Annotated in this window: 19 protein-coding genes and 3 tRNA genes; 1 reads left to right on the top strand and 21 read right to left on the bottom strand. The window is 60.0% G+C overall.

The window, feature by feature from the left end:
- Positions 1-5 precede the first annotated feature (5 nt).
- The 20 genes from NBH21_RS04520 to NBH21_RS04425 all read right to left on the bottom strand — a co-directional run bounded on the left by NBH21_RS04520 (position 6) and on the right by NBH21_RS04425 (position 18,933).
- A complete protein-coding gene (locus tag NBH21_RS04520; RefSeq protein WP_250912719.1) occupies positions 6-1,673 on the bottom strand; it encodes a ribonuclease J in 1,668 nt (555 codons plus the stop codon).
- Between the two features lie 18 nt (positions 1,674-1,691).
- Positions 1,692-2,453 carry a biotin--[acetyl-CoA-carboxylase] ligase gene (locus NBH21_RS04515; RefSeq protein WP_425340373.1) on the bottom strand — a complete coding sequence of 254 codons (762 nt, stop codon included), beginning with the start codon at positions 2,451-2,453 and terminating at the stop codon, positions 1,692-1,694.
- A gap of 2 nt (positions 2,454-2,455) precedes the next feature.
- A complete protein-coding gene (nuoN, locus tag NBH21_RS04510; protein ID WP_250912717.1) occupies positions 2,456-3,901 on the bottom strand; it encodes an NADH-quinone oxidoreductase subunit NuoN in 1,446 nt (481 codons plus the stop codon).
- 18 nt (positions 3,902-3,919) lie between these two features.
- Complete coding sequence (locus NBH21_RS04505; RefSeq protein ID WP_250912716.1) at positions 3,920-5,431, bottom strand: NADH-quinone oxidoreductase subunit M; 1,512 nt, start codon at positions 5,429-5,431, stop codon at positions 3,920-3,922.
- Complete coding sequence (gene nuoL, locus NBH21_RS04500) at positions 5,431-7,431, bottom strand: NADH-quinone oxidoreductase subunit L (protein ID WP_250912715.1); 2,001 nt, start codon at positions 7,429-7,431, stop codon at positions 5,431-5,433. Before nuoL ends, NBH21_RS04505 begins: the two co-directional genes overlap by 1 nt.
- Before the next feature lie 7 nt (positions 7,432-7,438).
- Entirely contained in the window at positions 7,439-7,747 is a 309-nt protein-coding gene (gene nuoK, locus NBH21_RS04495; RefSeq protein WP_099057480.1) for an NADH-quinone oxidoreductase subunit NuoK, read from the bottom strand.
- Positions 7,748-7,774: 27 nt separating this feature from the next.
- Positions 7,775-8,389 carry an NADH-quinone oxidoreductase subunit J gene (locus NBH21_RS04490; protein ID WP_250912714.1) on the bottom strand — a complete coding sequence of 205 codons (615 nt, stop codon included), beginning with the start codon at positions 8,387-8,389 and terminating at the stop codon, positions 7,775-7,777.
- Between the two features lie 149 nt (positions 8,390-8,538).
- Positions 8,539-9,030: an NADH-quinone oxidoreductase subunit NuoI gene (gene nuoI, locus NBH21_RS04485; RefSeq protein ID WP_099057478.1), complete on the bottom strand. Its 492-nt coding sequence runs from the start codon at positions 9,028-9,030 to the stop codon at positions 8,539-8,541.
- A gap of 39 nt (positions 9,031-9,069) precedes the next feature.
- Positions 9,070-10,113: an NADH-quinone oxidoreductase subunit NuoH gene (gene nuoH, locus NBH21_RS04480; RefSeq protein ID WP_163904856.1), complete on the bottom strand. Its 1,044-nt coding sequence runs from the start codon at positions 10,111-10,113 to the stop codon at positions 9,070-9,072.
- A 12-nt stretch (positions 10,114-10,125) separates the two neighbouring features.
- On the bottom strand, positions 10,126-12,207 hold the full coding sequence (gene nuoG, locus NBH21_RS04475) for an NADH-quinone oxidoreductase subunit NuoG (RefSeq protein WP_250912713.1): 2,082 nt from the start codon (positions 12,205-12,207) through the stop codon (positions 10,126-10,128).
- Positions 12,208-12,388: 181 nt separating this feature from the next.
- Positions 12,389-13,090 carry an NADH-quinone oxidoreductase subunit E gene (locus NBH21_RS04470; protein ID WP_250912712.1) on the bottom strand — a complete coding sequence of 234 codons (702 nt, stop codon included), beginning with the start codon at positions 13,088-13,090 and terminating at the stop codon, positions 12,389-12,391.
- 12 nt (positions 13,091-13,102) lie between these two features.
- Positions 13,103-14,407, bottom strand: coding sequence for an NADH-quinone oxidoreductase subunit NuoF (gene nuoF / locus NBH21_RS04465; RefSeq protein ID WP_250912711.1), 1,305 nt, complete (start codon positions 14,405-14,407; stop codon positions 13,103-13,105).
- Between the two features lie 11 nt (positions 14,408-14,418).
- Entirely contained in the window at positions 14,419-15,435 is a 1,017-nt protein-coding gene (gene nuoE, locus NBH21_RS04460) for an NADH-quinone oxidoreductase subunit NuoE (protein WP_250912710.1), read from the bottom strand.
- Between the two features lie 18 nt (positions 15,436-15,453).
- The gene (locus tag NBH21_RS04455) at positions 15,454-15,699 is read right to left on the bottom strand and encodes a hypothetical protein (protein WP_250912821.1); all 246 of its coding nucleotides are present in this window, start codon (positions 15,697-15,699) and stop codon (positions 15,454-15,456) included.
- Positions 15,696-16,886 carry an NADH-quinone oxidoreductase subunit D gene (locus NBH21_RS04450; RefSeq protein ID WP_250912709.1) on the bottom strand — a complete coding sequence of 397 codons (1,191 nt, stop codon included), beginning with the start codon at positions 16,884-16,886 and terminating at the stop codon, positions 15,696-15,698. The genes NBH21_RS04455 and NBH21_RS04450 overlap by 4 nt, the downstream gene beginning before the upstream one ends.
- Before the next feature lie 21 nt (positions 16,887-16,907).
- On the bottom strand, positions 16,908-17,510 hold the full coding sequence (locus tag NBH21_RS04445) for an NADH-quinone oxidoreductase subunit C (protein WP_250912708.1): 603 nt from the start codon (positions 17,508-17,510) through the stop codon (positions 16,908-16,910).
- 18 nt (positions 17,511-17,528) lie between these two features.
- Complete coding sequence (locus NBH21_RS04440) at positions 17,529-18,110, bottom strand: NuoB/complex I 20 kDa subunit family protein (protein ID WP_099057469.1); 582 nt, start codon at positions 18,108-18,110, stop codon at positions 17,529-17,531.
- The gene (locus NBH21_RS04435; RefSeq protein WP_250912707.1) at positions 18,101-18,466 is read right to left on the bottom strand and encodes an NADH-quinone oxidoreductase subunit A; all 366 of its coding nucleotides are present in this window, start codon (positions 18,464-18,466) and stop codon (positions 18,101-18,103) included. Before NBH21_RS04435 ends, NBH21_RS04440 begins: the two co-directional genes overlap by 10 nt.
- 234 nt (positions 18,467-18,700) lie before the next feature.
- A tRNA-Asp gene (locus NBH21_RS04430) sits at positions 18,701-18,777 on the bottom strand.
- 79 nt (positions 18,778-18,856) lie between these two features.
- A tRNA-Asp gene (locus NBH21_RS04425) sits at positions 18,857-18,933 on the bottom strand.
- 335 nt (positions 18,934-19,268) lie between these two features.
- Here NBH21_RS04425 and NBH21_RS04420 point away from each other — a divergent pair.
- Positions 19,269-19,344 (top strand) — tRNA-Val (locus tag NBH21_RS04420).
- A 392-nt stretch (positions 19,345-19,736) separates the two neighbouring features.
- On the opposite strand, the gene NBH21_RS04415 is transcribed toward NBH21_RS04420, so the two are convergent.
- A complete protein-coding gene (locus NBH21_RS04415) occupies positions 19,737-20,423 on the bottom strand; it encodes a DUF2161 domain-containing phosphodiesterase (protein WP_250912706.1) in 687 nt (228 codons plus the stop codon).
- Between the last annotated feature and the right edge of the window lie 172 nt (positions 20,424-20,595).

The raw sequence follows: 20,595 nt of genomic DNA, 5'->3' as shown, positions 1-20,595 counted from the left end.
GTCACTCAGACTTTCGTCACGAACACGGTGACGATCGGCTTCTTGCCCCATGCCTCGTTGGCGGTTCCGCGCACGGCACGACGAACGGCTTCGCGCAGGGTGTCGAGATCCTTGCGGCGCGCTCTCGGAATGCTCTCCACCGCGCCGAGAACGGCATCATAGAGCGTGTCCTCCATGGATTCGCCCTCGTCGTCATATTCCGGCAGGCCGAAGGGAACGACGTCGGGATCACCCACGAACTCGTAGCGGCTGTCGAGCAGCACGTTGACCGCGACATGGCCGACATAGGACAGCTTGCGCCGATTGGAGATGCCCATTTCGTCGAGATCGCCGAGTAGCTTGCCATCCTTGTAGATGCGGCCGAACGGCGCCTGATCGATCACTTCGGCGGGACCGGGCGCGAGACGCAGGACGTCTCCGTTGCGAACGCGCGGCACGGTCTTGATACCGGATTGAAGGCCGAGTTCCATCTGGGCCATGAGATGTGCGGCTTCGCCATGAACAGGCACGAGGATCTGCGGCCGGGTCCATTCGTACATCTGCTGAAGCTCGTTGCGACGCGGATGCCCTGATACATGCACCAGCGCATCGCTGTCGGTAACGATATGAATGCCCTGCTCCACCAGACCGTTCTTGATCTCGAGGATCGCCTTCTCGTTGCCGGGAATGGTGCGCGAGGAGAAGACGACAGTATCGCCCGACGTCAAAGCGACATGGCGCATTTCGTCGCGGGAAATCTTCGCGAGCGCTGCGCGCGATTCCCCTTGGGAACCGGTCAGGATGATGACGACCTTGTCGCGCGGAATGAAGCCGAACTCGTCCTCCGCAATGAAGGGCTTCAGGCCCTCCATAAGACCAAGATCGTTGGCGACAGCGACGACACGCTTCAGCGAACTTCCGAGCAGCAGCACTTCGCGGCCAGCGGCTTCCGCCGCCTGGGCGATGGAGCGGATACGGCCGACATTGGACGAGAAGGTGGTGATCGCCACCCTGCCCTCGGCGGTCTCGATGATCTTGCGCAAACCCTCGGACACTTCCTCTTCCGAGGGGGAAACGCCGTCGCGCATGGAGTTGGTGCTGTCGCACAACAGGGCCAGAACGCCCTCGTCGCCGATGGCGCGGAACCGGGCTTCGTCGGTCAGCGGACCGAGCGACGGATTGTGGTCGATCTTCCAGTCGCCGGTGTGGACAACGTTGCCCAGCGGCGTGCGGATCACCAGCGACATCGGTTCCGGGATAGAATGGTTTACGCCAACGGCTTCGATGGAGAACGGGCCGACATTGATCACATCGCCCGCCTTGAAGGGCGTCACGGGGATATCGGCGCGTGATCCCTCATAGTCGCGCTTGGCCTCCAGCATGCCGGCGGTAAATCCGGAGGCGTAGACCGGCACATTCAGCCCCGGCCAGATGTCGTTCAGGCCGCCGTAGTGATCCTCATGGGCATGGGTGATGATGATCGCCTTGAGATTCTTCTTTTCGGCCTCGATGTAGCTGACATCGGGCAGGACGAGATCGACGCCCGGCAGTTCGGGACCGGGAAAGGTGACGCCGCAATCGACCATGATCCATTGCCGGTTCGACGGCGTACCATAGCCGTAAAGTGCCAGATTCATGCCGATTTCGCCAACACCGCCCAGCGGCAGAAATACCAGTTCTTCGTTTTTCGCCATTACTCTTCTAATTCCATCTCACCCGAAAAAAACATCGCCGGCGGCGATCGCCATGTGCCCGTCGGGGCCACGGTCGAGTATCAACATCCCCTTATCATCGATTCCGGCAAATTGGCCGGAAATCGAACGGTCCGGCAGGTTTACCGTGATTTTTTCGCCGATCCCGCAGGCGACCTTGCGCCACAGTGCGACGACATCGGCGATGCCGCGCCCCCGGTCCCATATCGAAAGAACATCCGCCATTTCCGAGAAGAGATGGGCAAAGAGCACTTGCGGCGCGACCGCCGCGCCGTTCTCTGCCAGGCACGTCACGGGATAGGCGGGCGCATCCGGCTTGTTGGCGATATTGATGCCGATACCGATCACCAGCGCCTGCCGGCCATCGGTCAGCCTCTCGCTTTCCAGGAGGATGCCGCAGGTCTTCTGCCGCCCGATCAGGATGTCGTTGGGCCACTTGACCTCGAGCGGCGGAGCATCCGCGGGCAGCACATGACGGATCGCACCGTGCACGGCAAGCGCGACCGCAAGCGGCAGCGATGTCAGCCGCTCCATAGGTGCGGGATCGATCAGCAGCAACGACGCATAGAGATTGCCGGGCTCGGACATCCAGGGTCGACCCCTGCGTCCACGTCCGCCGCTCTGGCTTTCGGCGGTGATCCATAGAAAACCGAAATCGCCCGCGCGAGCGCGGGCGAGACATTCCGTATTGGTCGACGCAACGGCGCCGAGCGCCTCGTGCCGGAAATCATCGAGCGAGATCCGGCCCTCTTTGCCAGCCACGCTCAATTAAAGAGCGTCTTGGCTGCGGCCTCCGCGGCGGTGCCGAGCGGACCACCGAAGAGAACATAACCGACGACGAACAGGCCGGAGAGACCGAAGACGAGACGAAGCTCGCCAGCGATCCGGGTGAACTCACCCTTGGCTTCGTCGAACCACATGACCTTCACGACACGGAGATAGTAGAAGCAGCCGACGACCGACGACAGCACGCCGATGATGGCGAGAGCGTAGAGCTTGGCTTCGATGGCCGCGACGAAGACGAAGTACTTCCCGAAAAAGCCTGCGAGCGGCGGGATACCGGCCAGCGAGAACATCAGGGCGGTGAGCACGAAGGCCATGAAAGGCTTGGTGGTCGAAAGACCGGCGAGATCGTCGATATTCTCGACATTGCCGCCTTCCTTGCGACGCATGGCCATGATGCAGGCGAAGGTGCCGAGCGTCATAAAGAGGTAGATCATCATGTAGACGATGACGCCGGTAACACCGGTCTCATTGCCGGCAGCGAGACCTACCAGCGCGTAACCCATGTGACCGATCGACGAATAGGCCATCAATCGCTTGATGTTGCGCTGGCCGATCGCAGCGAAGGAGCCGAGCAGCATGGAGGCAATCGAGATGAAGACGATGATCTGCTGCCACTGGTCGAAGATCGGCTGGAAGGCATCGATGACGATGCGCACCAGGATCGCCATGGCACCGATCTTCGGGGCTGCGGCCAAGAATGCGGTGACCGGCGTCGGCGCGCCTTCGTAAACGTCCGGCGTCCACATGTGGAACGGCACGGCCGAGATCTTGAATGCGAGACCCGCGAGCACGAAGACGAGACCGAAGACCACGCCGAGCGAGGCACCGCCGTTTGCCAGCACGCCGGCGATTTCGGCAAAGCCGATATTGCCGGTGAAGCCGTAGACCAGCGACATGCCGTAGAGCAGCATGCCCGAGGACAGGGCGCCGAGAACGAAGTACTTCAGGCCGGCTTCAGTCGAGCGCAGGCTGTCGCGATTGATCGCGGCGACGACATAGAGCGCAAGCGACTGAAGCTCGAGCGACAGGTAGAGCGAAATCAGGTTGTTGGCGGAGATCATCAGCATGACGCCGAGGGTCGCCAGAACCAGCAGGACCGGGAATTCGAACTTGTCGAGGTGATCGAAACGCGCGTGGCCGACGGCCATGATCATCGCAGTGATCGAACCGATCAGCGCCAGCACCTTCATGAAGCGGGCATAGCCGTCCGCGACGTAGGCACCGCCAAAGGCGGAACCTTCTGTCGGCACGAGCACCAGCCAGACGCCGGAGATGATGAGCAATGCCACGGCAAGGCCGGTTACCGTCGTCGCCGACTTTTCGCCGGCGAAGACACCGATCATCAGCAACGCCAGGGCGCCAACCGCGAGGATCAGTTCCGGCGTGACCAGATGCAGACTTGCAAGGAGTGTTTCAGCGGTCATGTCCAAGGGATCCTGTCGTCAGTTCACTGCAAGCGCCACGTTACGTGCCGCCTCGATAGCCGTGGAATAGTTGTTCACCAGAAGCTCCACCGACGCAGCCGTCGCATCGAAGATCGGAGCCGGATAGACGCCGAAGAAGATGGTGAGCGCGATCAGCGGATAGAGGATCAGCTTCTCGCGGAGCGAAAGATCCAGCATCGCCTTGAGGCTGTCCTTTTCGAGCGCACCGAAGACAACCCGGCGATAGAGCCAGAGCGAGTAACCGGCCGAAAGGATCACGCCGGTGGCGGCGAACAGCGCAACCCATGTGTTGGCGCGGAAGACGCCGATCAGGGTCAGGAATTCGCCGATGAAACCGGACGTGCCCGGAAGGCCGACGTTCGCCATGGTGAAGATCATGAAGGCGACGGCGTATTTCGGCATGTTGTTGACGAGGCCGCCATAGGCCGCGATGTCGCGGGTGTGGAGACGGTCATAGATGACGCCGACGCAGAAGAAGAGCGCAGCGGAAACGAAACCGTGGCTGATCATCTGGAAGATCGCGCCCTGCACACCCTGCGTGTTGGCGGCGAAGGTACCCATCGTCACATAGCCCATGTGCGCAACCGACGAATAGGCAATGACCTTCTTCATGTCTTCCTGCATCAGCGCCACCAGCGAGGTGTAGACGATAGCAATGACGGAAAGCGTGAAGACCAGCGGCGCGAAGTAGTCGGATGCGAGCGGGAACATCGGCAGCGAGAAGCGCAGCATGCCGTAGCCGCCGAGCTTCAGCAGGATACCGGCCAGGATCATCGAGCCCGCGGTCGGCGCCTGAACGTGCGCATCCGGAAGCCAGGTGTGAACCGGCCACATCGGCATCTTCACGGCAAAGGATGCGAAGAAGGCAAGCCATAGCCATGTCTGCATGCCGGCCGGGAACTTGTGGCCGAGGAGCAGTGTGATGTCGGTCGTGCCTGCATCCCAGTACATTGCCATGATGGCGAGCAGCATCAGCACCGAGCCGAGCAACGTGTAGAGGAAGAACTTGTAGGATGCGTAAACGCGATCCTTACCGCCCCAGACGCCGATGATGATGAACATCGGGATCAGGCCTGCTTCGAAGAACACGTAGAAGAGAACGATGTCCAGCGAGACGAAGACGCCGATCATCAACGTTTCGAGCAGCAGGAAGGCGATCATGTATTCCTTGATGCGCTTCTCGACCGACAGCCAGCTTGCGAGGATGCAGAAGGGCATCAGCAGCGTGGTCAGGATGACGAAGAGCATCGAAATACCGTCTACGCCGACATGATAGGAAATGCCGGTGGTAAGCCATTCATGCTTTTCGACCATCTGGAAGCCCGGATTCGAATTGTCGAACCCGATCCAGATGAAGAGCGAGACCACGAAGGTGAATACCGTGGTCAGCAACGAGACATTGAGAATGTTGCGGCGACCCTGGGCAGAATCCTGACGCGTCAGGAGGAGGAGCACAATGCCGACGAGCGGCAGAAAGGTGACCGTCGAGAGAATAGGCCAGTCGGTCATCAGAAGGAACTCCCGAGCATCATCCAGGTAACGAGGGCTGCGATACCTATCAGCATCGCGAAGGCATAGTGGTAGAGGTAGCCCGACTGCAGTCGGACGACCTTCTGGGTTACATCAGCAACCCCGGCGGCAACGCCGTTCGGGCCGTAGGTATCGATGAGCCCGATGTCACCCTTCTTCCAAAGGAAGCGGCCAAGAGCCTTGGCGGAGCGGACGAAGAGGAAGTCGTAGAGTTCGTCGAAGTACCACTTGTTGAGCAGGAACTGGTAGAGAACGCGATGCTGCTCGGCGAGCTTCTTCGGCGTCGACGGCGACTTGATGTACATGTACCAGGCGGTAACGAAACCAAGGACCATCGCGATGAACGGGCTGAGGGCAACCCAGGCCGGCACGTGGTGGAACTCGTGCAGCAGTTCATTGTGTTCCGCAGTAAACAGCGCGCCCTTCCAGAACTCTAGATACTCCTCGCCATAGAAGCGGCCTTCGAAGATCCAGCCTGCCAGAACTGCACCGATCGCCAGAAGGTAGAGCGGTACGAGCATGACCTGCGGAGATTCATGCACATGGTGCATGACGTCGGCAGATGCGCGCGGCTTGCCGAAGAAGGTCAGGAACATCAGTCGCCAGGAATAGAAGCTCGTGAACAGAGCGGCGATGACCAGCAGCGTGAAGGCAAAGCCCGAGAGCGGCGAATGCGAAGCATAAGTCGCCTCGATGATTACGTCCTTCGAGAAGTAACCGGCGAAACCGATCGGAGTGAACGGAATGCCGACGCCGGTGATGGCGAGCGTACCGATCAGCATCATCAGGAAGGTCACCCTGATGTGCGGACGCAGGCCGCCCATGTAGCGCATGTCCTGCTCGCCATCGACGGCATGGATGACCGAGCCGGCACAAAGGAACAGGAGGGCCTTGAAGAAGGCGTGCGTGAACAGGTGGAACACGGCAGCGCCGTAGGCCCCTACTCCAAGTGCCACGAACATGTAACCAAGCTGAGAACAGGTCGAATAGGCGATGACGCGCTTGATGTCGTTCTGCACCAGACCGACGGTCGCGGCAAAGAAGGCGGTGATCGCACCGATCAGGGTGACGACAGTCAGCGCATCCGGCGACAGTTCGAACAGCGGCGACATGCGGGCGACGAGGAAGACGCCGGCGGTAACCATGGTTGCGGCATGGATAAGTGCCGAAACCGGGGTCGGGCCTTCCATCGCGTCCGGCAACCAGGTGTGCAGCAGGAACTGGGCCGACTTACCCATGGCGCCCATGAAGAGCAGCAGGCAGATGGCAGTGATAGCGTGGCCCTTGTCGAGGTTCATGCCGAAGAGGTTGATGACGGCCTCACCGGCTTCCGCACCTTCGTGCGGCAGATACGTCTGCGCGGCGGCGAAGATGGTTTCGAAATTGATCGAGCCGAAGAGAACGAAAATGCCCGAGATGCCGAGAATGAAGCCGAAGTCGCCGACGCGGTTAACGATGAAGGCCTTCATGGCGGCAGCGTTGGCCGATGGCTTCTTGAACCAGAAACCGATCAGCAGGTACGAGGCCAGACCCACGCCTTCCCAGCCGAAGAACATCTGCAGCAGATTATCGGACGTCACCAGCATCAACATGGCGAAGGTGAAGAGCGACAGGTAGGAGAAGAAGCGCGGGCGATGCGGATCGTGGTGCATGTAGCCCATCGAATAGATGTGCACCAGCGTCGATACCGAGTTGACCACGACCAGCATGACGGCGGTCAGCGTGTCGATGCGCAGCGACCATTCGACGTCGATGCCACCGGACTGGATCCAGCGCAGCACTGAAACCTTGATCACTTCATGGCCTTCGCCATGGGCGAGCGCGACGTTGAAGAAGACGATCCACGAGAGGATAGCGACGATCACCATCAGGCCGCTGGTGATGTATTCCGAAGCCTTGGCGCCGATCTGGCGGCCGAACAGGCCGGCAATGATCGATCCGATCAGCGGAAGAAAGACGATAGCCTTATAGAGAAGCATAGCCGTATCAGCCCTTCATCATGTTGATGTCTTCAACTGCGATCGAGCCGCGGTTGCGGTAGAAGACGACGAGGATTGCGAGGCCGATCGCGGCTTCCGCGGCCGCCACCGTCAGGATGAACAGGGCGAAGACCTGGCCGACCATGTCGTTCAGGAAGGAAGAGAAGGCCACCATGTTGATGTTCACCGCCAGCAGGATAAGCTCGACCGACATCAGGATGATGATGACGTTCTTGCGGTTCAGGAAGATGCCGAAGACGCCGAGCGTGAAGAGGATGGCACTGACCGTCAGGTAGTGGGAAAGACCGATTTCCATAATATTGTTTCCTTGACCTCTCTAGCCTCAGACGCCCTGACCCGGCTTGACCTTGACCACCTTGACGGCGGTCTCGGGCGTACGGGCAACCTGGCGGGAGATATCCTGCCGCTTGATGTTTTCACGGTGGCGAAGCGTCAGCACGATGGCGCCGATCATGGCCACCAGAAGCACCAGGCCGGCGATCTGGAAGAAATAGACATAGTTTGTATAGAGAACGTCGCCGAGGGCGGCAGTGTTGGTGCGCTCCGTCAATGCCGGGATCGGCATGGTGATCGCATCCTTGGCAGCCGGAGAAATCGCAGTACCGCCGACCACGATGACCAGTTCGGCTGCGACCACCAGACCGATCAGCGCGCCGATCGGAGCGTATTTCAGCACGCCCGACCGCAACTCGGTGAAATCGATGTCGAGCATCATCACCACAAAAAGGAAGAGAACCGCGACCGCGCCGACATAAACGACCAGCAGGATCATGGCGAGGAATTCAGCCCCCGTCAGCAGGAACAGCCCCGCGGCGTTCACGAAGGTCAGGATCAGGAACAGAACCGAGTGAACCGGGTTCCGTGCCGAGATGACCATGAACGCGGAAGCCACCGCGACAAACGCGAAGAGATAGAAAAAGAGAGCCTGAAGACCCATGTTGGTGCCTTTTCATCTTCCCCCGGACGAGGGCCCCTGCCCTTCGCCCGATAAAGCGCCACCGGCATCCCCACCGGCGCACTCCGTTTCAAATCTGTGCCATGGCGGCGTCCCATCGGGTTCCCGCCAAGGCGTCGTCATGCCGCCTGTCAGCGGTACGGTGCATCCAGCGCGAGGTTCCGCGCGATTTCCCGTTCCCAGCGGTCGCCGTTGTCCAGCAGCCGCTGTTTGTCGAAGTAAAGCTCTTCGCGGGTCTCGGTCGCGAACTCGAAGTTCGGCCCTTCGACGATCGCATCCACCGGGCAGGCTTCCTGGCAGAAGCCGCAGTAGATGCACTTCACCATGTCGATGTCATAACGCACCGTGCGGCGGGTGCCGTCGTTTCGACGCGGGCCGGCTTCGATGGTAATCGCCTGGGCGGGACAGATCGCTTCACAAAGCTTGCAGGCGATGCAGCGTTCCTCACCGTTCGGATAGCGACGCAGGGCATGTTCGCCGCGGAAACGCGGAGAGACCGGACCCTTTTCGAAAGGATAGTTGATGGTCGCCTTCTGGCGGAAGAAATAGCGCATCGACAGGAAAAAGGCGCCGACGAACTCTTTCAGGAACAGGGAACTGACAGCCTGGGAAAGACCAGCCATCTCAACCTCCAAATCTGCCGAGTGAACGGATGGCCATGATCATGCCCATCCCATAAACTTCAGCACGAATGCAACGATGACCACCATGGCGAGCGAGATCGGAAGGAAGACCTTCCAGCCGAGACGCATGAGCTGGTCGTAGCGGTAGCGCGGAACGAATGCCTTCACCATGGCGAACATGAAGAATACCAGCGTCGCCTTGATGATGAACCAGATGATGCCCGGGACCCAGTTCAGGAACCATACGTCGACCGGCGGCAGCCAGCCTCCGAGGAACAGGATGGTGGTCAGCGAGCACATCAGAACGATGGCGGCATATTCGCCGAGCATGAACATCATGTACGGGCTGGAGCCGTATTCGACCATGAAGCCAGCAACGAGTTCGGATTCAGCTTCCGGCAGGTCGAAAGGCGGACGGTTGGTTTCCGCAAGCGCCGAGATGAAGAACACCACGAACATCGGGAACAGGGCCAGCCAGTGCCAGTCGAGGAAGGAATTCGGCAGGCCGATCATGGTGCCGAGACCGTCCTTCTGCGCATAGACGATGTCAGACAGGTTCAGCGAACCGACGCAGAGCAGAACGGTGACGATGACGAAGCCTATCGAGACTTCATAGGACACCATCTGCGCCGCCGAGCGAAGCGCGCCGAGGAACGGATACTTCGAGTTCGAAGCCCAACCGCCCATGATGATGCCGTAGACTTCGAGCGACGAGATCGCGAAGACATACAGGACGCCGACGTTGATGTTGGCGATCACCCAGCCATCTGCAACAGGCACCACGGCCCAGGTGGCCAGTGCCAACAGCACGGTGACGAGCGGAGCGAGAAGAAACACGCCCTTGTTCGCGCCTGCCGGAATGATCGGCTCCTTGAACACGAACTTCAGAAGGTCGGCGAAGGACTGGAACAGCCCCCAGGGACCGACCACGTTCGGGCCGCGGCGCAGCTGGACAGCTGCCCAGATCTTGCGGTCTGCGAGCAGGATATATGCGATGAAGACCAGGAGGCAGACCAGAAGCAGCAGCGACTGGCCGATCATGATGGCCGCCGGCCAGACATAAGTGGAAACGAAGTTGTCCATGATCCCCTGCCCTTACTCTGCCGCAGCCTTGAAGTTGTTGCGGGCCAATGCCGAGCACTCGGCCATGACGGCCGACGCACGTGCAATCGGGTTCGTCAAATAGAAGTCTTTGACCGGCGACGCAAACACGGATTTCGTCATCTGCCCGGCTTTTTTCGCAATTGCGGCAATTTCGCTGCTGGCGCCCGGAAGGATCTCATCGAGACCGGCAAAATGCGGGTATTCGGCATAAAGCTTGGCGCGAAGCGCAGTCAGCGAGTCGAAGGGCAGCTTCTTGCCGAGCACGTCGGAAAGCGCGCGAATGATAGCCCAGTCTTCGCGGGCATCGCCCGGTGCGAAGCCAGCGCGGTTGCCCATCTGGACGCGTCCTTCGGTGTTGACCCAGATGCCCGACTTTTCGGTGTAGGTCGCGCCCGGAAGGATGACGTCGGCATGATGTGCGCCGTTGTCGCCATGGCTACCGATATAGACGGTGAACTTCGCACCCTTGCGGGTGAAATCGAGTTCGTCAGCGCCGAGAAGGAAGAGAACATCAGCGGAAGCCAGAAGATCGGCTGCGGCAGCACCGCCCTCACCCGGCACGAAACCGAGATCGAGGCCACCGACGCGCGAAGCGGCTGTGTGAAGTACAGAGAAGCCGTTCCATTCCTCGGTGAGCGCACCGACGGCTTCAGCGAGCTTTGCAGCATTCGCCAGAACCGTCGCGCCTTCAGCACCGACCAGAGCGCCCTGCCCTACAATGATAAGCGGGTTCTTGGCAGCCTTCAGCTTTTCGACGAAGCCGCTCTTGCCAGCGACGAGGTCGGCCAGCGTCTCGGTGCCTGCACCAAGGTATTCATAGGGATAACGCAGCTCGCCGCCTTCGCCGATCACGCCGATCGGCAGGCCGCCGCGACGCCAACGCTTGCGGATGCGGGCGTTGAGCACGGCAGCCTCGTAGCGTGGATTGGCGCCGACAATGAGGATCGCGTCGGCGGCTTCGATGCCTTCGATCGTTGCGTTAAAGAGGTAGCTTGCGCGGCCGAGCGACGGATCAACTGCCGTCCCATCCTGGCGACAGTCGGTGTTGACCGAACCGAGCGCATTGAGAAGCGCCTTCAGCGCATACATTTCCTCGACGGAGGCGAGATCGCCGGCGATGGCGCCGATCTTCGAACCAGAGGTAGCGGCGACCGCCGACTTGATGGCGGCAAAAGCTTCCGCCCACGTGGCTGGCTGCAGGCGACCGTCACGACGGACATAGGGGCGATCGAGACGCTGGGTCTTCAGGCCGTCCCAGATGAAGCGGCTCTTGTCGGAAATCCACTCCTCGTTGATCTGCTCGTTGACGCGGGGCATGACGCGCATGACTTCGCGGCCGCGGGTATCGACGCGGATCGCCGAACCGAGAGCGTCCATGACGTCGATCGATTCGGTCTTGTTGAGTTCCCATGGACGGGCCGTGAAGGCAAAGGGCTTGGAGGTCAGCGCGCCAACCGGGCAGAGGTCGACCACGTTGCCCTGAAGCTCCGAAGTCATGGCCTGCTCGAGATAGGTGGTGATCTCGGCATCCTCGCCGCGACCGATCAGGCCGAGTTCGGCGATGCCGGCAACTTCGGTGGTGAAGCGGACGCAACGCGTGCAGTGAATGCAGCGGTTCATCACGGTCTTGACCAGCGGGCCGATATACTTGTCTTCGACCGCGCGCTTGTTTTCCGAGTAGCGCGACGAGTCGATACCGAAGGCCATGGCCTGGTCCTGCAGGTCGCACTCACCGCCCTGATCGCAGATCGGGCAATCCAGCGGGTGGTTGATCAACAGGAATTCCATCACGCCTTCGCGGGCCTTCTTGACCATCGGCGTGTTGGTGAAGACTTCCGGCAGCTCGCCGTTCGGACCGCCGCGGATATCGCGCACGCCCATGGCGCAGGATGCAGCCGGCTTCGGCGGGCCACCCTTTACCTCGACGAGGCACATACGGCAGTTGCCGGCGACCGACAGTCGTTCATGAAAACAAAAGCGCGGGACTTCAGCGCCGGCTTCCTCGCACGCTTGCAACAGCGTGAAATGATCCGGGACCTCGATCTCTTTACCGTCGACTTTCAGCTTTGCCATATTCGCCTTCCTGCCTCACGCATAGTGCGCATTGCACCGCAGCTTTCGCTCCGGCAAGCGGGACCATCCAATCTCGACTGGCGTCCCGCCGTTTATTCCCTCTTCCAGCCCCTTTCGGAACCGGATATTCCTCATTCTCACCGGACTTCGAGACACCCTCACGAAGAGCGTCCCGCGATCCTCAATTCTTTGGGCCTGCGAGCTTGCGCGCCTGACCAGACCAATCGTCGCGCACCGCCCGGCCACCCAGGCCGATTTCCTTGTCCAGCGCCTCCAGCGCTGCAGCATCCAACGCCGCCAGCTGGGCAAAGCGGCGAATGCCCTTTTCATTGAGCACCTGCTCCAGCTTCGGACCGATACCTTCGATCTTCTTCAGATCGTCAGTCTTGCCGGAAGTCCGTCCGGCCTTCGGCGCCTTCGCTGCTGGCTCGACGGCCGCAGGTTTTTCAGCCTTCACCACCTTGGCGGCCACCTTGCGCTCCTTGGGAGCGGGAGCCGCAGCCACTTTCGCCTCAGCCTGCTTGACCGGAGCCTTGCGTGGCTTGCGCGCAACGACAACGGGTTCTGCAGCCTCTGAGGCATCCCCGGTCGGCTCGGAAGGAGCTGCCGGTGCTACATCGGCGCCAAGCTTTTCTTCCTCAAGCTTGCGGGCCAGCTTGTTGGTCGCTTCCACCGCCCCCTGAAGGGAGCCGAGAAACACGCTGGTCATGTGCGTGGCCAAACCGAAACCGATTGCAGTCGCCGCCGCAAGCGCTGCGGCCGGATGGGCCATCAGCGGATGCAGCGGAACATGCGGCATGTCCTTGAGAACATCGGCGACACGGCTGAAGTCAGCCGGATCTGCGGCATTCCCTTCTCCAGTCTTGTCCGATGCCTTGGCCATTGCCGCTCTTCCTTATTCGGCCGCTTCCATGACAACGCCATGCGCCATGGCGTTGCGGGTGTACTGATCGATGCGGGCCTCGATTTCCGGACGGAAATTCCGGATGAGACCCTGGATCGGCCATGCCGCTGCGTCGCCGAGCGCGCAGATGGTGTGGCCTTCAACCTGCTTGGTCACCTGGAACAGCATGTCGATTTCGCGCTTCTGGGCATTGCCCTTCACCATGCGCTCCATGACGCGCATCATCCAGCCGGTGCCTTCACGGCACGGCGTGCACTGGCCGCAGCTCTCATGCTTGAAGAAGGCCGCGATGCGCCAGATGGCCTTGATGATGTCGGTGGACTTGTCCATGACGATCATGCCGCCGGTGCCGAAGGAGGACTTGACCTCGCGCAGACCGTCGAAATCGAGCGTGACGTCCATCATGTCTTCGGCCTTGACGACCGGGCACGAGGCACCGCCGGGGATGACGGCGAGGAGGTTATCCCAGCCGCCACGGATACCGCCACCGTGCTTCTCGATCATCTCACGGAAAGAGATGCCCATGCTTTCCTCGACGGTGCACGGCGTGTTGACGTGACCCGAGATCATGAAAAGCTTGGTGCCGACGTTGTTCGGACGGCCGAACGAGGAGAACCAGCCAGCACCGCGGCGCAGGATCGTCGGGGTAACAGCGATCGATTCGACGTTGTTGACCGTCGTCGGGCAGCCGTAGAGACCCATGTTCGCCGGGAACGGCGGCTTCAGGCGCGGCTGGCCCTTCTTGCCTTCAAGGCTTTCGAGCAGCGCGGTTTCCTCGCCGCAGATGTAAGCGCCGGCGCCGTGGTGAACGATGATGTCGATATCGTAGCCGAGCTTGTTGTTCTTGCCGAGCAGGCCGGCATCGTAGCACTCGTCGATGGCAGCCTGGAGAGCTTCACGCTCGCGCATGAACTCGCCCCGCACATAAATGAACGCATGGTTTGCACCCATGGCGAAGGACGCGACCACGCAGCCTTCGATCAGCGTATGCGGATCGTGGCGCAGGATATCGCGGTCCTTGCAGGTGCCGGGCTCGGATTCGTCGGCATTGACGACGAGGTAGTGCGGACGGCCGTCGGATTCCTTCGGCATGAACGACCACTTCAGGCCGGTCGGGAAGCCCGCGCCGCCACGGCCGCGCAGGCCCGAAGCCTTCAGTTCGTTGATGATCCAGTCGCGACCCTTTTCAAGGATCTGCTTGGTTCCATCCCAGTGGCCACGGCTCATGGCGCCCTTCAGCGACTTGTCCTTGAGGCCGTAGATGTTGGTGAAGATACGATCCTGATCCTTCAACATGTCCTACCCCCTTACCGCGGCTTCTTGCCGAAAACTTTGATGTATTCGGCTTCGCCACCCTTGGCGAGCGCCTTGGCCTGCTTGACCCAGTCGTCACGTTCGATGCGGCCCGAGAACTTCAGGTAACTGTCGACCCATTCGCGCTCGGCCTTCTTCCAGCCGGCGATCTGGGCAAAGGTAAAGATACCGATGCTGTGGAGCACGCCTTCGATCTTCGGACCGACGCCCGAGATCATCTTGAGATCGTCGGGGGTTTCGGGCTTTTCGATACCCGCCGGACGGTTCTTGTCGTCAAGCGAAGGCTGGGATGTAGCAGCGCTTTCAGCCTTCGCAGGAGCTTCGGTCTGCGGTGCGGCGACAGCAGCAGCCGGTGCAGCTTCGGCAGGCGCAGCCTTCGCCTTTGCCGCCGGCTTGACGTCGGCGTCGGTCAGGGCGGTAAGGCCACCGGCCGGAGCGGAGTTGAAACGGTCGATCTGTGTGCCCGGCTTGATGTCGGAGCCCTTGCCAGCCTGGAAACGGTCGATGATGTGCTCGAGCTGGGTCGGCGTCAGGTCTTCGTAGCTATCCTTGAAGATCATGACCATCGGCGCGTTTACGCAGGCGCCCTGACACTCCACCTCTTCCCAAGAAAGCGTACCGTCGGCATTGCGCTCGAAGGGCTCGGCGTGAATCTTGCTCTTGCAGACCTTGATAAGGTCTTCCGCGCCGCGCAGCATGCAAGGCGTGGTACCACAGACCTGAACATGGGCGCGCGTACCGACCGGCTTCAGCTGGAACTGCGTGTAGAAGGTCGCGACTTCCAGAACCCGGATATAGGGCATGGAAAGCTTTTCAGCGACGAATTCGATGGCCGCTCGCGTCACCCAGCCGTCCTGCTCCTGAGCCCGCATCAAAAGCGGGATGACCGCCGACTGCTGGCGACCCTCGGGATACTTGCGGATGGTTGCATCAGCCCAGACCGAATTTTCCTCGTTGAAGGAAAAGCCTGCCGGCTGGAATTGCTCTTCGGCTAGTCGACGAACGGACATACTTCCTCGCCCCTTGTCTCAGTTTATGGATCCACACCGCGAACGCGTCAGAGACGTGAATTCGCAGGCATAGGCCGTCTTGTCTTTCTGCAGGAACACGATGATCTTCGAACCGCTTTCGCTGGAGGTTCTGATTTCGTAGCCCTGCTTGATGAGATCCGCCATGCTGGTGGTCGAGCTGCTCGAAGAGACGGTCGCTTCCTGAGCCTGCGCCTGAACGGCGGAAGCCAGAGCGAGAACCGTGAGCAGCCACACCTTCATCAGCGGTCAACCTCTCCGAACACGATGTCGAGCGAGCCAAGGATTGCCGAAACGTCAGCGAGCTGATGCCCCCGACAGATGAAATCCATGGCCTGCAGGTGCGCGTAACCCGGAGCGCGAATCTTGCAACGATAAGGCTTGTTCGAGCCGTCGGAGACGACGTAGACGCCGAATTCGCCCTTGGGGGCTTCGACTGCGGCGTAAACCTCGCCCTCAGGCACGTGATAGCCTTCGGTGTAGAGCTTGAAGTGGTGGATTAGTGCTTCCATCGACCGCTTCATCTCGCCACGCTTCGGCGGCACGACCTTACCGTCGAGCGAGGAAACCGGGCCGGTCTTCGCATCGCCAAGCAGACGATTGACACACTGCTTCATGATCTTCACCGATTCACGCATTTCGATCATGCGGATCAGATAGCGGTCATAGCAGTCGCCGTTCTTGCCGATCGGAATGTCGAACTCGAGTTCCGAATAGCATTCGTAGGGCTGTGCGCGACGCAGGTCCCAGGCAGCGCCGGAACCGCGAACCATGACGCCCGAGAAGCCCCAAGCCCATGCGTCTTCAAGAGCCACGACGCCGATGTCGACGTTACGCTGTTTGAAGATACGGTTGCCGGTCAGAAGCGCGTCGATATCGTCGAGCGTCTTCAGGAACGGATCGCACCACTTGCCGATGTCCTCGATGAGCTGGTGCGGCAGATCCTGATGCACGCCGCCCGGACGGAAATAGGCCGAGTGCATGCGCGCGCCGCAGGCACGCTCATAGAACACCATCAGCTTTTCGCGCTCTTCGAAGCCCCAGAGCGGCGGCGTCAGCGCACCGACGTCCATAGCCTGGGTCGTGACGTTCAGAAGATGCGACAGGATACGGCCGATTTCCGAGTAGAGAACGCGGATCAACTGACCACGAATCGGGATCTCGACGCCGAGCAGCTTTTCCACTGCCAGCGAATAGGCATGCTCCTGATTCATCGGCGCGACGTAATCGAGACGATCGAAATAGGGCAATGCCTGCAGGTAGGTCTTGGTCTCGATCAGCTTCTCGGTACCGCGATGCAGCAGGCCGATATGCGGATCGACGCGCTCCACGATTTCGCCGTCAAGCTCCAGTACCAGACGCAGAACGCCGTGGGCCGCCGGATGCTGCGGGCCGAAATTGATGTTGAAGTTGCGGACGTTATGTTCAGTCATGGCAACAAACCTTCCGCCGTCTTACTGGGCCGCTTTCTCATCGCCGGGCAGCACGTAATCCGTGCCTTCCCAAGGCGAGAGAAAGTCGAAATTCCGGAATTCCTGCTTCAGTTCGACAGGCTCATAGACGACGCGCTTGGCGTTGTCGTCATAACGAACCTCGACGAAACCGGTGGTCGGGAAGTCCTTGCGAAGCGGATGCCCCTCGAAACCGTAGTCAGTGAGGATACGTCGCAGATCCGGGTGATCGGTGAAGAGCACGCCATACATGTCCCAGGTTTCACGCTCGAACCAGTCGGCGCCCGGGAAAACCGAACAGGCCGATGGTACTGGCTTGTCTTCGCCGGTTGCGACCTTGATGCGGATACGAAGATTCTGGCGCGGCGACTGCAGGTGATAGACCACGTCGAAACGGTCTTCCCGCTCCGGATAGTCGACGCCACAGATATCGATCAGATTGACGAAACCGCAGTGCACGTCGTCGCGCAGGAAGGTCAGCAATGCGATGATGTTTTCCGGCGTTGCAGTCAGGTTTAGTTCGCCGAAACGAATCTCCGAAGAGGCAATGAGCGCACCGCGCACCTCTGAAAGGTAGGATGCAAGCTCGTTCAGGGCTTCACTCATCTTTTCGCGTCCCTTGGCTTAGCGCTCGATCGTTCCGGTGCGGCGGATCTTCTTCTGCAGCAGGAGCACGCCGTAAAGCAGTGCTTCTGCCGTGGGGGGACAGCCGGGAACATAGATATCGACAGGCACGACGCGATCGCATCCGCGCACCACCGAGTAGGAATAGTGATAGTAGCCGCCGCCATTGGCGCAGGAGCCCATCGAAATGACGTAACGCGGCTCTGGCATCTGGTCATAGACCTTGCGGAGCGCGGGCGCCATCTTGTTGGTCAGCGTGCCGGCGACGATCATGACGTCAGACTGACGCGGGCTGGCGCGCGGAGCGAAACCGAAGCGCTCGACGTCATAACGCGGCATGGAGAGCTGCATCATCTCGACCGCGCAGCAGGCGAGACCGAAGGTCATCCACATCAGCGAACCGGTACGAGCCCAGTTGATCAACTCGTCCGTCGAAGTAACGAGAAAACCCTTGTCGGCGAGTTCATTATTAATCTCACCGAAGAAAGCATCATCGCTACCGATCGGCTTGCCGGTATTGGGATCGATGATCCCCTTGGCCTGCGGAGCAACGAGCGTCGTGTTGGACTGGACTACTCCCATTCGAGTGCCCCCTTCTTCCATTCATAGATAAAGCCGATGGTGAGCACACCAAGGAACACCATCATCGACCAGAAGCCGAACCAGCCGAGGTCACCGAAAGACACTGCCCAAGGGAACAGGAAGGCGACTTCGAGATCGAAGATGATGAAGAGGATCGACACCAGGTAGAAGCGGATGTCGAACTTCATGCGGGCATCGTCGAAAGCATTGAAGCCGCATTCGTAAGCCGACAGCTTTTCAGAGTCGGGAGCCTTGAAGGCGACGGCGAACGGCGCAATCAAAAGCGCCAAGCCAATCACAAGGGCAATACCGATAAAGATGGCGATCGGAAGGTAGGAACTGAGCAGTTCAGTCATCATATCCATCCCTGCTTGTCTCGAATGCCGGGCGGCATTTTTGGCACTGGGCCGACAAGCCGAAAGAAGAGTTGCAACGAGCCGTCGTTAGCGCAGCCTGCCCGCTTGTGCAAGCCCGAGCGCCGGCTTTTCACGCGATACATCATGCGGCCCATCGAGGTGTAAAGCGGCAGCGCAATAAAGTCCAGAGAGCCACATTGCGAAGCAGCATAAAGTTATGAAGGAAAACAAAAATGGCGCGAGTGACGGGGCTCGAACCCGCGACCTCCGGCGTGACAGGCCGGCACTCTAACCGACTGAGCTACACCCGCGCATGAATGGATCAACCGTTGGTCAATCCGGCCTTGACGTCGGCATCCCTGCCTCGACAAGCAAGATACTTTTCAAGAATGGCGCGAGTGACGGGGCTCGAACCCGCGACCTCCGGCGTGACAGGCCGGCACTCTAACCAACTGAGCTACACCCGCGCATTTCTTGAAAGGCGTCTCCGCCTTCCCGAACCGGCCTAGGCCCGTTCGATGAGCGGCTAACTACGGGGTTCGGTTATTGGTGTCAAGCAGGATCGAAGACAAATCCATGACAGATCGAATTTTATCTGCGCCGACAATTCGCCCGCCTGTGGACGAAGAAAACGACCGCGCCATTCGATAAAAGAAAAAGCCCCGGAATTCGGGCTTTTTGATATCCCTCCTCCAAGCGACACACAAAAAAAGCAAAAAAACTTCACAAACACTCTTGCGGTTTTTCCGCGATCCGCATAGATCACGGCCACCGACGCGGCGGGACTAACCCGGTCAGCGAAGGGCGATTAGCTCAGTTGGTAGAGCGCCTCGTTTACACCGAGGATGTCGGGAGTTCGAGTCTCTCATCGCCCACCATTTCCCCTTAAAACTTCTTATTGTGATTTGGTTGAGTTTACGCTCAGCCCGCCAAGCATTTATTTCGGCAGTTCAACCCGCCTGCCGGATATTTGATGCGCGTCGGGAAAATCCTCCTCAATCGTCATCAGTCACCATCAGCCCTACCCTCCCCGCGGCTTGGCAACTCGCTCACCTGTGCCCGGTCCAGGAATCACAAGAAACTCTGCAGCCCCATGCGAACTGCTTGAGGTTTCGACAGAGGTTTGCAGTGATTCATCGCGACCAATCGGATCGGCGCGCTTCATCCCGCAGGGACGATTGCGATTCGTGTGTACACAGGGAGCGTCACAAACCGACCGTGGAACCCGGAAAATGTTAGCGAAGGATGCCGACTCCGTAAGTCTTCCTTCTTAGACGGTCTCCGACGGCACCTTGTCATTCCTCGGCATCTTATCGGACCATGCGATGAGCGCGGCATGGCCTGCAGAGTTCAGGCCATAAACCCCGCGCTCGATTCGATCGAACCAGCCATAGACATTGGACTGCAGGATTTTGGCCACCTCGGGAGCGATCGACTTGAGGTCGCGCGGGCGGGCGGGACCGCTCGCGAGGACTTCCGCGATGACAAGCGCCTGCTGGCGGTAGGCCGTCATCTGCGGCATGCGGGTCGAGCCGCCAGCAATCGGATCGCCCCGGCGGCGGCGGAATTCTTCGACGATCCGGGAGCGGCGCTTGTTGTTGCGCCGGGGCTTCCACGGTCCCGGCTCAACGATGACGTCGACGCGGCCCGAGGCAGCGACCGTCAGCAGACCGAATCCCAGGAAATGGCAGAGTTTTTTCACGCGGGCATCGCCCTCCCGTCCACGTCCCGTCTTGGAAGCCTCGACAGCGAGCCAGACCTCATCGCAGACGGTCGTGCGTTCCACCGCCTGGAGGACGAGTTCCAGAGTGAAGCTGCGTTTCAGCTCGCCGATGACGACAAGCTCCGTCACATCCTGCGAGATTGCCACGACATCGCAGCTTCGTATCTCGCCCTTCACCTCGAATCCCATGCCTTCGAGGAACTGCTTTACGGGGGGATAGAGGTCTGCTTCCAAGTCGGAGGTCTCATAGTGGAAAAGTTGGACGAAGACTACCGGGTGCGCGTTAACAAAGCGACGGTTTCTCGCCGGGTCTGTGCATGTAGGGGCGATCCGTGTTGAATGCCAGTTCTGTTGCACTCACCGCAGCCGCTCGTTGCGCATTGCGCAATTCATAGGCATTTTTTGG

Origin of the sequence: Ciceribacter sichuanensis (assembly GCF_024055605.1) — a bacterium.
GTDB classification, from domain to species: Bacteria; Pseudomonadota; Alphaproteobacteria; order Rhizobiales; family Rhizobiaceae; genus Allorhizobium; species Allorhizobium sichuanense.
This window is presented reverse-complemented; position numbering and strand designations above follow the sequence as displayed.

What these genes read in the sequence shown, in the direction of transcription:
- NBH21_RS04520 (WP_250912719.1), bottom strand. Translation starts at nt 1,673, where the DNA reads ATGGCGAAAAACGAAGAACTGGTATTTCTGCCGCTGGGCGGTGTTGGC.
- nuoN (WP_250912717.1), bottom strand. Translation starts at nt 3,901, where the DNA reads ATGACCGCTGAAACACTCCTTGCAAGTCTGCATCTGGTCACGCCGGAA.
- NBH21_RS04505 (WP_250912716.1), bottom strand. Translation starts at nt 5,431, where the DNA reads ATGACCGACTGGCCTATTCTCTCGACGGTCACCTTTCTGCCGCTCGTC.
- nuoL (WP_250912715.1), bottom strand. Translation starts at nt 7,431, where the DNA reads ATGCTTCTCTATAAGGCTATCGTCTTTCTTCCGCTGATCGGATCGATC.
- nuoK (WP_099057480.1), bottom strand. Translation starts at nt 7,747, where the DNA reads ATGGAAATCGGTCTTTCCCACTACCTGACGGTCAGTGCCATCCTCTTC.
- NBH21_RS04490 (WP_250912714.1), bottom strand. Translation starts at nt 8,389, where the DNA reads ATGGGTCTTCAGGCTCTCTTTTTCTATCTCTTCGCGTTTGTCGCGGTG.
- nuoI (WP_099057478.1), bottom strand. Translation starts at nt 9,030, where the DNA reads ATGGCTGGTCTTTCCCAGGCTGTCAGTTCCCTGTTCCTGAAAGAGTTC.
- nuoH (WP_163904856.1), bottom strand. Translation starts at nt 10,113, where the DNA reads ATGGACAACTTCGTTTCCACTTATGTCTGGCCGGCGGCCATCATGATC.
- nuoG (WP_250912713.1), bottom strand. Translation starts at nt 12,207, where the DNA reads ATGGCAAAGCTGAAAGTCGACGGTAAAGAGATCGAGGTCCCGGATCAT.
- NBH21_RS04470 (WP_250912712.1), bottom strand. Translation starts at nt 13,090, where the DNA reads ATGGCCAAGGCATCGGACAAGACTGGAGAAGGGAATGCCGCAGATCCG.
- nuoF (WP_250912711.1), bottom strand. Translation starts at nt 14,407, where the DNA reads ATGTTGAAGGATCAGGATCGTATCTTCACCAACATCTACGGCCTCAAG.
- nuoE (WP_250912710.1), bottom strand. Translation starts at nt 15,435, where the DNA reads ATGTCCGTTCGTCGACTAGCCGAAGAGCAATTCCAGCCGGCAGGCTTT.
- NBH21_RS04450 (WP_250912709.1), bottom strand. Translation starts at nt 16,886, where the DNA reads ATGACTGAACATAACGTCCGCAACTTCAACATCAATTTCGGCCCGCAG.
- NBH21_RS04445 (WP_250912708.1), bottom strand. Translation starts at nt 17,510, where the DNA reads ATGAGTGAAGCCCTGAACGAGCTTGCATCCTACCTTTCAGAGGTGCGC.
- NBH21_RS04440 (WP_099057469.1), bottom strand. Translation starts at nt 18,110, where the DNA reads ATGGGAGTAGTCCAGTCCAACACGACGCTCGTTGCTCCGCAGGCCAAG.
- NBH21_RS04435 (WP_250912707.1), bottom strand. Translation starts at nt 18,466, where the DNA reads ATGACTGAACTGCTCAGTTCCTACCTTCCGATCGCCATCTTTATCGGT.